General features: G+C 58.8%; 11 protein-coding genes. 6 read left to right on the top strand and 5 right to left on the bottom strand.

Annotation, left to right across the window (positions count from 1 at the left end; all coding sequences use genetic code 11):
• Positions 1-20: 20 nt before the first annotated feature.
• Positions 21-623, bottom strand: coding sequence for a DUF924 family protein (locus I6L32_RS15115; RefSeq protein WP_161648249.1), 603 nt, complete (start codon positions 621-623; stop codon positions 21-23).
• 206 nt (positions 624-829) lie between these two features.
• Here I6L32_RS15115 and I6L32_RS15120 point away from each other — a divergent pair, with 206 nt between their 5' ends.
• The 6 genes from I6L32_RS15120 (at position 830) to I6L32_RS15145 (ending at position 8,376) form a co-directional block, all read left to right on the top strand.
• Positions 830-1,741: a DUF808 domain-containing protein gene (locus I6L32_RS15120; protein ID WP_216944095.1), complete on the top strand. Its 912-nt coding sequence runs from the start codon at positions 830-832 to the stop codon at positions 1,739-1,741.
• Between the two features lie 169 nt (positions 1,742-1,910).
• Complete coding sequence (locus I6L32_RS15125; RefSeq protein WP_216944096.1) at positions 1,911-3,701, top strand: M3 family oligoendopeptidase; 1,791 nt, start codon at positions 1,911-1,913, stop codon at positions 3,699-3,701.
• A gap of 78 nt (positions 3,702-3,779) precedes the next feature.
• The gene (locus I6L32_RS15130) at positions 3,780-5,588 is read left to right on the top strand and encodes a M3 family oligoendopeptidase (protein ID WP_216944097.1); all 1,809 of its coding nucleotides are present in this window, start codon (positions 3,780-3,782) and stop codon (positions 5,586-5,588) included.
• A 183-nt stretch (positions 5,589-5,771) separates the two neighbouring features.
• Positions 5,772-6,311, top strand: a complete 540-nt coding sequence (ycfP, locus tag I6L32_RS15135; RefSeq protein ID WP_216944098.1) for an alpha/beta hydrolase YcfP — start codon at positions 5,772-5,774, stop codon at positions 6,309-6,311.
• Positions 6,312-6,385: 74 nt separating this feature from the next.
• Positions 6,386-7,678, top strand: coding sequence for an NAD(P)/FAD-dependent oxidoreductase (locus I6L32_RS15140; RefSeq protein WP_042015040.1), 1,293 nt, complete (start codon positions 6,386-6,388; stop codon positions 7,676-7,678).
• Between the two features lie 380 nt (positions 7,679-8,058).
• Positions 8,059-8,376, top strand: a complete 318-nt coding sequence (locus tag I6L32_RS15145; RefSeq protein ID WP_010674360.1) for a heavy metal-binding domain-containing protein — start codon at positions 8,059-8,061, stop codon at positions 8,374-8,376.
• A 171-nt stretch (positions 8,377-8,547) separates the two neighbouring features.
• Here the strand turns inward: I6L32_RS15145 and I6L32_RS23680 are convergent, their stop codons facing one another.
• The 4 genes from I6L32_RS23680 to I6L32_RS15165 form a co-directional block, all read right to left on the bottom strand.
• Positions 8,548-9,039 (bottom strand): Mov34/MPN/PAD-1 family protein, encoded by a 492-nt coding sequence (locus I6L32_RS23680; RefSeq protein ID WP_080767898.1) that lies wholly within the window; start codon positions 9,037-9,039, stop codon positions 8,548-8,550.
• A complete protein-coding gene (locus I6L32_RS15155; protein ID WP_216944099.1) occupies positions 9,027-10,640 on the bottom strand; it encodes a ThiF family adenylyltransferase in 1,614 nt (537 codons plus the stop codon). Before I6L32_RS15155 ends, I6L32_RS23680 begins: the two co-directional genes overlap by 13 nt.
• Before the next feature lie 6 nt (positions 10,641-10,646).
• Positions 10,647-11,789 (bottom strand): cyclic GMP-AMP synthase DncV-like nucleotidyltransferase, encoded by a 1,143-nt coding sequence (locus I6L32_RS15160; protein WP_048207428.1) that lies wholly within the window; start codon positions 11,787-11,789, stop codon positions 10,647-10,649.
• Positions 11,790-11,994: 205 nt separating this feature from the next.
• Positions 11,995-12,684, bottom strand: coding sequence for a hypothetical protein (locus tag I6L32_RS15165; protein ID WP_216944100.1), 690 nt, complete (start codon positions 12,682-12,684; stop codon positions 11,995-11,997).
• Positions 12,685-13,011: the final 327 nt, after the last annotated feature.

A 13,011-nucleotide genomic window follows, 5' to 3' on the forward strand; every position in this document is an offset into this window, starting at 1 on the left:
ATGGCGGGGATTTTTTTATGTCAGAACCCCGACCCGGGCTGTTGCAGGAAGGCGGCCTCTTCCTCCGTGCTCGCCCTGCCCAGGATGGCGTTGCGGTGGGGGAAGCGGCCAAAGCGCTCGACGATCACCTGGTGGCGCCGGGCAAAGTCGGCAAAGCCTTCGAAGGTGGCCCGGGCCGGGCCTGTGGCCTGCTCGTCGGCCAGGGCCTCGAACAGGGCGACGCTTCTGGCCTGCTGCTCTTTGGACTCCGCGTGCTCGAGGGGCAGATAGAAGAAGACCCGGGCCAGCGGCGAGAGCCCCTTGTCGACTCCGAGGGTGAGCCCCTTGAGGCACAGCGCCCTGGCCTTGTCGTCCTGGGCGAAGGCGGCGGGGGTGTGGCGGTGAAGGTTTCGCGGCAGCTGGTCCAGCAGCAGGATGAGGGCCAGGCGCCCTGCGGGATCGTCCTCCCAGCGGGCGAGCTCGCCCGCTGCGGCACGGGCCGCCAGTTCGCCGAAGCGTGAGGCCAGCAGGGCATCGGTCTCGCTGCTCTTGCCCCACCAGAGGGGGGCCTGACGGGCGGCACGGGGCGCGTCGTCTGCGTCATCGCCAAACCAGAAGTCGAGCAGAGGTTGCCAGGGTTGCATGGTAACTCCTTGGGCCGGTGGCCGTGAGGTGAAAACGGAGCAGGGGATCTGCCATGGGGGGCTGCCGCCGTGGCGGCTTCCCGTTACACTGTGCCATCTTTTGCCCCAAAGGGTGATCCCCGGATGGGCCCGTGATCCCCTGACCCCCTCATCACCCTGACCGGGGCAGCCCGGATGTGTCCCACTCAATAGAAGGAATGCCAGATATGGCCGGAGCCAGTTTGTTGACCCTGCTCGATGATATTGCCAGCGTGCTCGATGATGTCGCCCTGATGACCAAGGTGGCGGCGAAGAAGACGGCCGGGGTGCTGGGGGACGATCTTGCCCTCAATGCAGAGCAGGTCTCCGGGGTGCGGGCCGAGCGTGAGCTGCCGGTGGTGTGGGCGGTGGCCAAGGGATCGTTTCGCAACAAGCTCATTCTGGTGCCTGCCGCCATCGCCATCAGTGCTCTTATCCCCTGGCTCATCACCCCGCTCCTGATGCTGGGGGGGGCCTACCTCTGTTTCGAGGGGGCGGAGAAGCTGGTCCACAAGTTCCTGCCCCACGAGGAAGAGACGCATCAGGCGGCGCCGGTGCCCGAGGATCTGGCGGCCTATGAGCGCCAGAAGGTGAAGGGGGCCATTCGCACCGATTTCATCCTCTCGGCGGAGATCATCGTCATCGCCCTCGGTACCGTGCAGGGGTCGAGCCTGGGCCTGCAGATCGCCGTGGTAGCGGGCATCGCCCTGCTGATGACCGTCGGGGTCTATGGCCTGGTGGGGCTCATCGTCAAGCTCGACGACATCGGTCTGCACCTGTTGCAAAAGCCCGATGGCGGCGCCGTGCGCCGGGCGGTGGGGCAGGGGCTGCTGGTGACGGCGCCCCGTCTGATGCACCTGCTTGCCCTGGTGGGCACCATCGCCATGTTCATGGTCGGCGGCGGCATTCTGGTCCATGGCTGGCCCTTCCTCCATCATCTCATCGAAGGGACGGCGGACACGGTGGCCGCCCTGCCCGGGGTCGGCGGGGTACTGGCCGTGGTGACGCCCACCTTGCTGAGCGCCCTGGCCGGCGTGGTGGCGGGGCTGGTGCTGGTGGTGGCCATGACCCTGGTGAGCAAGCTTCAGCCCGCCAAATAGGTCGCTTGTCGGGGGAGGGCCGACAGGGGCCGTCGCACCCGGGGGCGCTCTTCTGCTGGTTGCCTCGAATGGGGGCTAGGCAAGTGCCTGGCCCCCTTCGTACTATCCGGTTTCACCCGCCCGCAGAGGCGGGGTGACCCGATATGGACGCAAACAGACAAGGACAACCATGAAACCACCCGTTTGGCGAGATGATCACATCTATGCCGCCCCCGACGATCCTGCCATCGAGGCCGCCTTCCAGGAGGCTGCCCGCGCCCTCACCCGGCTTGACGCCCTCCTGGCGGACCTGCCGGATCCCGCCCATCCCGTTGCGGATGCCAATGCCCTGCGCCACCTGCTGCGGGCCATCCGCCGCGAGGCCAACGGGGTGAAGAGCCTGGCCTGGAACAGTCAGGTCTATGGTTACAACCGGCTGAGCCAGAACGGGCGCGACGAGGAGGCCCGGGTACTGCTCTCCCGGGGCCAGCAGCTGGAGGCGACCCTGGCCCAGCGCAGCAAGCCGGTGGACCTGTTCTGGGTTCGCGCCCCCGAGTCACTGGTGCGCACCCTGCTGCAAGACCCCGAGCTCTTCGAGCTCGCCTACCAGATCCATCACGACAGAGCGCTGCAGGATCAGTGGCTTTCGCTCGAGAGCGAGCAGATCATCGAGGGATTGGCGGTGGACGGCCTGCAGGGGTGGGGGGATCTCTACGACAACCTGGTGGGGCGGCTGCTGCCGGTGGTGGAGGGGGTGCCCATGGGGCTTGCCCAGGCGGACAACCTGCTCGCCCACCCGGACAGGGCACGGCGCGCCAGTGCCTGGCACGCCATCCAGGGCGCCTGGGAGGCGGAGCAGGAGACGGTGGCCGCCATTCTCAACGCCATCAACGGCTGGCGCAACGAGCTCGGCCGCCAGCGCGGCAAGGGGCACAGGCTGGATGCCCTCGAGGTCACCTGCCATCAGGAGCACATCACGGGCGCGACCCTGGAGACACTGATGGCGGCGGCCGGGGAGCACAGGGAACTCGGGCGCCGCGCCTTGCGGGCCATGGCCTGTGCCCAGCAGATCACCGACTTCGCCCCCTGGGATCTCTTTGCTCCGGCGCCTCAGGCCGTGTACGGCAAGTTCGGCTTCGAGCAGGCGCTGAATCTGGTGATGGAGGCTTTTGCCGCCTTCGATCCCGAGATGGGGGCGTTTGTCCGCATGATGGCCGACAAGGGGTGGATCGATGCCGCCCCGAGCGAGCACAGGCGAAGCGGCGCCTATTGCACCGAGTATGCCGATCCGCCCGAGCCAAGGGTCTTCCTCACCTTCGAGGGGACCATGGACAACGTCATCACCCTGGCCCATGAGCTCGGCCACGCCTGGCACAGCTGGTTGCTGCGGGATCTTCCCTTCGAACAGCGGGGCTACCCCAAGACGCTGGCGGAGACCGCCTCCCTCTTTGCCGAGATCCTGGTGCGCGATGTCCTGCTGGCCGCCACCGACAAGGTGGAGCAGCGCCGGGCCATCGCCTGGCTGGACGGGGAGCGGGCCGCGAGCCTGCTCCTCGACATCCCCGCCCGCTTTGCCTTCGAGCGCGCCCTGGTGACGGCGCGGGAGGCGGGTTACGTGGGGGCGAGCCAGATGCGGGAGATGATGAAATCGGCGCAGCAGCAGTGCTATGGTGACGCCCTCAGCCAGTATGACGAGCTGTTCTGGGCCAGCAAGGGTCACTTCTCCATCGCCGAGTCCGGGTTTTACAACTACCCCTATCTGTTTGGCTATCTCTTCAGCCTGGGGCTCTATGCCCAGCATGCGCGGGCCGGGGGCGAGTTTGTGCCCGCCTATCGCGCCCTGCTGCGAGATACCGGCCGCATGAGCGCCGAGGCGCTGGTGGAGAAGCACCTGGGGGTCGACATCCGCGAACCCGGGTTCTGGCAGGAGAGCCTGCGCTATGTGGAAGAGGCGGTGGTGCGCCTCGAGCGGCTGGTGTGATGCCTGCCCGCGAAGGTGGTGGCTCTGGCCACCTGGATTTCACGACGGGCCAGGCCCGTCCCTGACGATGAGCGTTCGATGCAACAACGAGTCTATCCACAGCAGTGGCAAAATGATCACATCTACCCCTCCCTCGACAGCTGTGTCCTCGAGGCGGACATGAGCCTGGCCCGCGCCAGCCTGGCCGAGCTGAGCGGTTTTATCGAGGGACTGGCCCAGGTGCCTCGCACCCCAGGCGCCTTGCAGGACTTCCTCAGGGAGGTACGCCTGCGGGCCCGGCGCATTCGCGACATCGGCTGGAACATCGCCGTGCTGGCCGCCTGCAAGGGGAGCCAGGACGCCCGGGATCCCCTCGCCAAGCAGGTTGCCTCCCGGGCCCGTGCCCTCAATGCGGACCTGTTCAAGACGCTTGCCCCCATCGAAGATCTGATGCTGGGGTTGCCTGCGCCCGAGTTTGAGCAACTGATGGCCGACCCCCTGCTCGGGGAGGAGGGGTACCGGCTGCGCCACGAGCGTCGCCTGCAGGATCAGCGGCTGCCGGTGGAGGCGGAGCAGCTGGTCATCGGCCTTGGCACCGACGGCCTGCACGCCTGGGGCAACCTCTACAACGATCTGGTGGGCAAGATAAGGCTGGTGATCGCGGGTCGCGAGATGGGGCTGGCAGAGGCGAGCAACCTGCTCTCCAGCCCGGATCGGGCCCTGCGCAAAGAGGCCTTCGATGCCATCAGCGCCGGCTGGGAAGGGGAGCAGGAGACGGTGGCGGCCATCCTCAACGCCCTCAACGGCTGGCGCCTGGAGCTCTCGCGCCAGCGCGGCAAACACCGGCGCCTCGATGCCCTGGATCTCTCCTGCCACCAGAGTCACATCGAGCGGGCGACCCTGGATACCCTGATGACGGAGACCTGGCAGGCCCGCCATCTGGGCCAGCGGGCCCTGGGGCTGATGGCCGGTCACCTCGGCCTCGAGGTGCTGGGGCCGGAGGATCTCTTTGCGCCGCCCCCTGCCGCCAGCCACCGGGAGATCCCCTTCGAGGAGGCGGTCGACATCATCGCCCTGGCCTTCGCGCGCTTTGACCCCGAGATGGGGGACTTTGCCCGCATGATGGCCGAGCGCGGCTGGATTGATGCCGCCCCCACCCCCAACCGGCGCACCGGGGCCTATTGCACCAAGTTTGCCGAGCCGGTGGAGCCGCGGGTCTTCATCACCTATGCGGGCACCATGGACAACGTCATCACGCTGGCCCACGAGCTCGGTCACGCCTGGCACAACTGGCTCATCCGCGACTTGCCCATGAGCCAGCGCAGCTACCCCATGACCCTGGCGGAAACCGCCTCCATCTTCGCCGAGACCCTGGTGCGCAGCGCCCTCTACGAGCAGGCCCGAAGCGCCGAGGAGCGTCTGGCCATTGCCTGGGCGGATGCCGATGGCGCCGCCACCTTCCTGGTCAACATCCCGGCCCGCTTCGACTTCGAGCGGGCCCTGGTGGCCGAGCGCGAGCAGGGCTATGTGTCGTCGGCCCGGCTCAAGGGGCTCACCGACGAGGCCTGGGGGCGCTGGTACGAGCAGAGCCTCGACCGTTATCACCCCCTGTTCTGGGCCGCCAAGGCGCACTTCTCCATCGCGGGCTTCGGTTTTTACAACTACCCCTACCTCTTTGGCTATCTGTTCAGCCTCGGGGTCTATCAGCAGCTGATGAGCCGCCAGGCCGCAGGGGAGGAGGGGGTGGCCGAGGCCTACCGCGCCCTGCTGCGAGACACCGGTCGCATGAGCGCCGAAGAACTGGTCGAACGGCATTTGGGGCAGGACATTCGAAAACCCGCCTTCTGGCAGGGGAGCCTGGCCCTGGTGGAAGCGGCGGTGGCGCGCTTCGCCCAGTGCGGCAGTTAACCTCGCTAGACCCGGTTTGCGCCATGTCCCGCCGGGCATGGCGCTGCCACAGCGGCCCCGACGCGCGGTTTGGTGGCCCGAAGGGGCGTGATCCAAAGCAAGAAAGTGGGATGTTTTGGTGGCGCAAGGCCCTGTCGCTGGGGTAGTTTCGATAGAACCGACACAGTTTTTGAGGTCTTGTCCATGATCATCTATCTGCATGGCTTTGATGCCACCAGCCCCGGCAATCATGAAAAAGTGCTGCAGTTGCAGTTTATCGATGATGATGTGCGTTTCGTGCACTACAGCACGGTTCACCCCCGCCACGACATGAGCCATCTGCTCAAGGAAGTGAAGAAGCAGCTCGACATGAGCACGGATCCCAAACCCCTCATCTGCGGCGTGGGCCTTGGTGGCTACTGGAGCGAGCGGATCGGGTTTCTGTGCGGCATCAAGCAGGTGGTCTTCAACCCCAATCTGCACCCGGAAGAGAACATGCAGGGCAAGATCGACCGGCCGGAGGAGTACGAGGACATCGGCACCAAGTGTGTAACCGAATTTCGTAATAAAAATTCAGGAAACTACCTGTGCATCCTTTCCGTTCAGGATGAAATCCGCGATAATCGGGACACTGAACGTGAATTGAAGAACTATTACGACATCGTATGGGATGAGCGCGAGACCCATAAGTTCAAGAACATCTCGCACCATCTGCAACGGATGAAGGCCTTCAAAGAAGCCTGAGCCATCACGTCAACCGATTTCGTTTTAGGGAGCCAATGGCTCCCTTTCGTTTTGAGGAACCAAGGAAAATCATCATGATGAATATTGTCGTTGTAGGCGGTGGCGCCGGTGGTCTCGAGCTTGCGACCAGCCTGGGCCGCAAGCTGGGCAAGAAGAACAAGGCCAGGATCACCCTGGTGGATCGCAATCGCACCCACCTGTGGAAACCCCTGCTGCATGAAGTGGCCACCGGCTCCATGGATGCGGGCATCGACGCCCTGAGCTACCAGTCCCACGCCAAGAACCACGGCTTCGAATTCCAGCTCGGCAGCCTGACCGACATCAAGCGCGACGAGAAACGCATCGTGCTGGCCCCCATCCACGACGAGAGCGGCGCCCTGGTGGTCAACGAGCGGGAAGTGGCTTACGACATTCTGGTGATGGCCATCGGCTCCGTCTCCAACGACTTCAACACCAAGGGCATCAAGGATCACTGCATCTTCCTGGACAGCCCCTCCCAGGCGCACCGCTTCTACAACAGCATGATGAACCGCTTCCTGCAGTTCGCCACCGAATACCAGCCCGGTGACAAGGTGAAGATCGCCATCGTCGGCGGCGGCGCCACCGGCGTCGAGCTCTCCGCCGAGCTCTACAACGCGGTGGAGCAGCTCTACGCCTACGGCTTCAAGAACCTCACCACCGACAGCCTCAAGGTGACCCTGGTGGAAGCGGGCCCCCGCATCCTGCCGGCCCTGCCGGAGCGCATCAGCGGCTCCGCCCATCAGGAGCTGGTGAAGCTGGGCGTGGACGTGCGCACCGCCACCATGATCACCGAAGCGACCAGCGATGGTCTGCACACCAAGGATGGGGAGCTGATTGAAGCAGACCTCATGGTGTGGGCCGCGGGCATCAAGGCGCCGGACTTCATGAAGGAGATCGCGGGCCTGGAAACCAACCGCATCAACCAGCTGGTGGTCCACGAGACCCTGCAGACCACCCGGGACGAGAACATCTTCGTCATCGGCGACTGCGCCGCCTGCCCGCAGCCGGACGGCAAGTTCGTGCCGCCCCGCGCCCAGTCCGCCCACCAGATGGCGACCCAGGCGTTCAAGAACATCCTGGCCAAGATGAACGGCGGCGAGATGAAGCCCTACCGTTACCACGATCACGGCTCCCTGGTCTCCTTGAGCCGCTTCTCCACCGTGGGCAGCCTGATGGGCAACCTGATGCGCGGCTCCATGATGGTAGAAGGCTACATCGCGCGCCTGGTCTACATCTCCCTCTACCGGATGCACCAGGTCGCCCTGCACGGCTACATCAAGACCGGCCTCATCATGCTGGTGGGCCGCATCAACCGGGTGCTGCGCCCGAGCATGAAGCTGCACTGAGTGCATGGCGGCTGCCGCTGCGAACATCAAGAAGGAGAGGCTTGCCTCTCCTTTTTTTATGGCCGACGCAGGGCGACGCTAGAAACGTCTGCCGTAGTTGAGGGCGAAGAAGTAGAGGGCCGGGTGCAGCTGCCGTCGTGTCTGCATCATCAAGGCCCCGCTTTCATCGTGGCCTGGAAGCACTCTCCCCAGCACCGGTGCCCAAGGTCGCTTTGAGGGGGTAAGTGGCACGACACAGGCCGTATGGATGGCACCTTGATGAGCCTGGCGGGCGCTGTGCTTGAAGCCCCTGGCCACGCCGGGCTTATGCTTTGGCCAACACCTTGCTACCATGGCGGCAACGGTGCTTCGTGCACCCAGCCCAACTCACAGGAGACCTCATGATCCTCTCAACCACCCCCACCCTGGAAGGCAAAACCATTCGCGAGTACCGTGGCATCGTCGTGGGCGAAGCCATCCTCGGCGCCAACATTTTCAAGGATCTGTTCGCCGGCATCCGCGACATCATCGGCGGTCGCTCCGGCGCCTACGAAAAAGAGCTGGCCCGGGCCCGGGAGATCGCCTTCGAGGAGCTCAAGGAGCGTGCCCAGGCGCTGGGGGCCAACGCCGTGGTGGGCATCGACATCGACTACGAGGTGGTGGGCCAGAATGGCAGCATGCTGATGGTCAGCATCAGCGGCACCGCCGTGGTGATCTAGCCCGCCAGCGTCCGGCCCTGCATGGCCAAACGCCCCGTCACAAGCCGACCCCTAGGTCGGCTTTTTGTTGGGTGTGACGCGCAAAGGTGGTACCCCCACACGAAAAAGCAAAAATACACCCTCACACTATTGATATCTCGAAAAGGGGTGTACAGATCTAGTTATCACCTGTTACCGACACTCCGCCTCGGTTGCATGTCTCAAAAATAGCCGTTCACCATCTGCATGCATATATTCAAGATGCAAGTCACGGCACCCAACGATTAGAGCCATTAACGCTCGTCCATCAGATCGATTTGCTGCAAGCGCTTTCCACTCTGCTGTATCTAGGAGTGAAGGGATTGGATAGTCTTCAGGATGAGTATGCCACTCGCCAATATAGCGAATCGTCCCGCCACTTTCGAGCCAACAGCGTTTTGCAAACGAATCATGATGATAGACCTGTCGTTCGAATAGGAAGCGGAAACGTCGATCCCTGAATGTTGGCTCTGATGCCTTGATTATTTCAAGGTGTGGGCCTCGGACATGGCCTAGCAAGATGCCGCCTGCCTCTCTTGCATCCCCGCGCTCTTGGATGTGGCGTGAGAAAACCTCGATCGGCTGTGGCCCGATATGAACAAGTTGGCCAGAGGTCGCAACAGCCCAGGTTTTTACGAACGGCATGCAGGGCACCCTTTAAGCACTGGCGGGCAGCAATCTTCACCGGCAGCAATATGCTCCCGGCTAATTACACGTGTAGACAAAGCAGGCCAAGGCGTTTCATTGGCCCAGGCTAAGGTAGCATCAATGGCAAGACTGGCTGCTTGCACAGATACTGAGGCCGGAAATGGAACGAATAATCCCTCACATCCATGACCTGAGAATACTGGTGCAAACCCTCCTTGAACGGAAAGATAATTACCGTGTTGTGTATGCCCACTAAGGCATCGATAACAACATTCTCCTTCCTTTTTTCGCATCAAAGTCCGAACTGCGACTCCCGCACCTTCAATCCAAGCATGCAGCATAGGCATCAACTTTCCGTACTTAGCTGACAACCAGTGCCCTATTGCTTCTTCTCCTGTAGCATCAATCAGTAAGTCATAATCAGCAAGGTTGGTCTCTCTAACATCCACAGGATGAGCGATAGTGTTAGCAGATGGCATGATGAGCTTGAATTCATCACATAAGGCCACGGCTTTGTTCTGGAATAAACGATTAAAGCCCAATCGGTGGCGTCCCAAGTTGTTAGGCAGGAGTATCTCACTGTCAACCAGCGTCAATTTTCCCCCTATGGTGCCAGCGCCTGATTTGATCAGCATTTCGGCTAAGTATCCGCCAATTGTTCCACACCCCACCAGGGCTATTTTTTTTCCAGCTAAAGATCGAGTGTCTGGGACATTTCGTTGTGCGAGGTATCGATCATCTATTTTCGCTATCATAAGACGCTTGATAGGCCGATCATAAATTCGCTCGCGATATAGTCGAGTAATGGCCGACTCTTTATGCTCCTGTAGGTCTGTGACTAAAAAACCGTAGGGCATACTTGGTGATTCGATGATAATAAGTTGCGCATCGTAGCCAGAGCGATAAGCTTTAATAATGTGCTTTTTTATTTTTCTGCAACATGTTCTGTCAAGCATTTGTTGCCAATGCAAAATATCAGAGAGAGTTTCTGGTGGCCATACTTGCAATGACGGTCTGGGTTTTACTTTCGTTACGATCATCGCGACTGTAGCGCTTCGTTTTTTAATTTGGCCACCAAGGCTTTGGATTTTTCCTGCACTACGATTAACATCATCGGTTAGGAACATCACCCCCTTTCGTTGAAGCCCAAGTAGTTGTAATGCTCCGGAGTCTTGACGCTGGACGTCACTTAAACACCATTGATCACTTATCCAGTAAGCGAAAAACTCTTCCTCGAGATCTTCAAGCATTTCTTTAGCCATGATCCGATCGAGGACATAAGCTGCGCGATCAAGTGACAAGAGTGTGAACCCTATGGGATCAAAGATATCGACCACCTCTGTACTTGCTGCAACGTAGCAAAAATGCCCCCCTGCTGTGACATGAGGGGCAATTGGCTGAAGTTGTGAGGGTATTTTTAGCAATCTAACTTGTGGGTGAGTTTGATGGGTGCGATCAATCAGCACTTCACATTCAACAGGTCCAAAGCGGGTATTTAAGGAACCAGTGAGAGTCAGCCAACCAGAAACTGGCTGCTTGTCACTGTAGAAAAAGCCTTTCGCTTGGAGCAGCGAGATCAGTTCAGGGAATACGCCCATGTACACTCAGCCTGCCTTGGTGCGTTGTATCTTTTCAGATGGACCACGTTCCGGAAGATATGACGCTATAGCCGCAGGAAGTTCTTCATTACTGACCTTCATACGATCAGGCTCATTGGGGAAACGTTTTCCCAGTGTTGCTGTCATACACTTACACGCGTGGATACTCTCCATGCTATTGATGGCTTCTTCTAGCTGCTCAGCAAAAATTGTGAAGCGCTCAACTGCGTCTTGGATCTCTTCGCGGCTGAGGGCTCCGGTCAAGTATTTAGTTGAATCGACAGGATTGAGCACACCTTCTTGCAACGCTTTAGGAATACCTTTCACCACTTCTAGGAGAGCAATATCATCTCGACGATCGAACTGTTTGAACAGAGGGCAAGAAGCTGCCATGAGTAGGATTGAACTCGGCCCTCGAGTAGGCCATTGAAAATCGCGAAAGGCTTTTATATAACGGACTACTCGGCGGAGTTGTTCGCCCTTGTCGCTTACTTGTTGTACGAACCAAGATTTCATAGCCCGCGGGTCAGATTCTATCCAACCTTCTGCTTTATGGGCTAAAAGAATTTTATCTGAAGGTAACGCTGACCAGTTATCATTTGACGCATCCATGGCTACGTCCTTCAAACTTTCGCATCCCCGACTCTCCATCATAGCTTTCAGAAGTACGAACTGATCATCAGGAATTGCGTAAAGAGGCAAATCAATATGGGCAGCATCTGAGATAACTGCTCGCACACAGGTATCCTTTTGGCTAATTTTCCACCCCTGTTTATCTGCCAATGGCTCAAGAACTTCGACCACGGCTTCAAAGAAGGTCTCGATAGCCAAGCTAGGCCGCTCTTCTTCTTGGATTGTGGTCATTGGCAGGTAGACACCATCGTCGATGTCTGACTGCTGTGGTGGGGTTATACATGGGCGGTTCAGGGTTTTGTAAGCTCGGGATCCTTGGATGAAGAAACGTGGTTCCCTCATACTTCCCTGGAACCCTTTTTCTTTAAGCACGCTAGGCAACTGAGCTTTCAGAGTGTCACGGATAAGCTTTCGCGCAGAGTCGATACTCTCGTATTCGGAAGTAGTGAGGTCAAGCTCGTTCAGGAAGCAACGTTCTTGGGTGGTGGTGTACAACAGCGAACTGAAATTTGGCATAGAGATTCCCGATCATTTTTGGGGTGTTGTATCTATGGTTTTATGCATCACACCGATGCAACCTAGAGGCCTTCGCCAACTACTATCTGAACGAACTGACAGGCTGACTCTTCCTACATGGAGCAGCACACGGGATAATATTGCCACGGCACAACATGTAGTGCAATGGTGATGTGGTACATCTATATATGGTGTCTTGGCAGCGTTAGCCCTTATGCTTCGGTAACCGAGTAAAGGTCACTTTACCTGCGGTATTCAAACCCTCTGTCCACTTACGGTCAGTAAAGTAGGTTCCAACCATTGCCAGTTCACCTTGGTTATCTGTGATGTAAAGTCTTGCCGCGCCATTGTGAAGGTTCGTGTCAGTTGCCTTTGGGATGAGAGTAAAATTCTCGTAGATATAGTTGAGCTGTGTTGTTCCCAAGTGTGGGCTTCGCTGAACAGATATGTGTACAGTACGTGATTCTGAATAGGCGTCATCTGATACAAAAGTCATGTGCACACTGAAGAAGCGAGAAATTATCTTTACCTTACCGTAGGTGATATGCAAGTCAGCATCTTTATCACCACCACCGTTGGCAAGCCGACTCCAATTCGAGTGCGAAGTGACTTGCCACTCGCCGTCGATTGGAGGAAACCAGTTACGTATTCCTGGTATCTTGCAAATCCATGGAAATATGCATGTCTGCCCTAGCAAGTAGGTGATTACCCCAACAATCGCAGCAGCCTTGCATGCCTCTTTGAACATTTTGGAGGCTCCATCGAACAACGCTGTCGGCGCCATTCCAAGATCTAAGAATTCAGTAATGTTTCCTAAGTGCAACAAGATGAACACCAGTACACATGAGATACCGAACCACTTAAGAGTCCCCGTCAACCCGATAACCTGATACATGTCTGCCTCTGCATAGCTGAACTGAATCGCCGCTAGTTCCCTAGGCACCTCAATATTTTGAAATGAGGTCACTATTGGATGTGTTGTAACTCGTCAATCATATCCCTAAACATTCAAAGTCGAAGAGGTCAAACAAGTCACTGAGTCCGAGATTAGGGGATCGTATCTAGCCATAAGGTGCTTGCTTGGTACAAGCCGCAAGGAATGCCTGCGGAACAGCAGTTCAAAGAACCAATACTCTTAGCATTCTTAGTCTAAGTGGGTGAGCTTGTTGTCAAAATGCTACAAAAGGGATTCCTCTACCTCTCGAATAACTGTTACACCATA

Origin of the sequence: Aeromonas sp. FDAARGOS 1402 (assembly GCF_019046925.1) — a bacterium.
Lineage (GTDB): Bacteria > Pseudomonadota > Gammaproteobacteria > Enterobacterales > Aeromonadaceae > Aeromonas > Aeromonas caviae.

Excerpts from the sequence above, each read along its gene's own strand:
- I6L32_RS15115 (WP_161648249.1), bottom strand. The coding sequence starts at position 623 with ATGCAACCCTGGCAACCTCTGCTCGACTTCTGGTTTGGCGATGACGCA.
- I6L32_RS15120 (WP_216944095.1), top strand. The coding sequence starts at position 830 with ATGGCCGGAGCCAGTTTGTTGACCCTGCTCGATGATATTGCCAGCGTG.
- I6L32_RS15125 (WP_216944096.1), top strand. The coding sequence starts at position 1,911 with ATGAAACCACCCGTTTGGCGAGATGATCACATCTATGCCGCCCCCGAC.
- I6L32_RS15130 (WP_216944097.1), top strand. The coding sequence starts at position 3,780 with ATGCAACAACGAGTCTATCCACAGCAGTGGCAAAATGATCACATCTAC.
- ycfP (WP_216944098.1), top strand. The coding sequence starts at position 5,772 with ATGATCATCTATCTGCATGGCTTTGATGCCACCAGCCCCGGCAATCAT.
- I6L32_RS15140 (WP_042015040.1), top strand. The coding sequence starts at position 6,386 with ATGATGAATATTGTCGTTGTAGGCGGTGGCGCCGGTGGTCTCGAGCTT.
- I6L32_RS15145 (WP_010674360.1), top strand. The coding sequence starts at position 8,059 with ATGATCCTCTCAACCACCCCCACCCTGGAAGGCAAAACCATTCGCGAG.
- I6L32_RS23680 (WP_080767898.1), bottom strand. The coding sequence starts at position 9,039 with ATGCCGTTCGTAAAAACCTGGGCTGTTGCGACCTCTGGCCAACTTGTT.
- I6L32_RS15155 (WP_216944099.1), bottom strand. The coding sequence starts at position 10,640 with ATGGGCGTATTCCCTGAACTGATCTCGCTGCTCCAAGCGAAAGGCTTT.
- I6L32_RS15160 (WP_048207428.1), bottom strand. The coding sequence starts at position 11,789 with ATGCCAAATTTCAGTTCGCTGTTGTACACCACCACCCAAGAACGTTGC.
- I6L32_RS15165 (WP_216944100.1), bottom strand. The coding sequence starts at position 12,684 with ATGTATCAGGTTATCGGGTTGACGGGGACTCTTAAGTGGTTCGGTATC.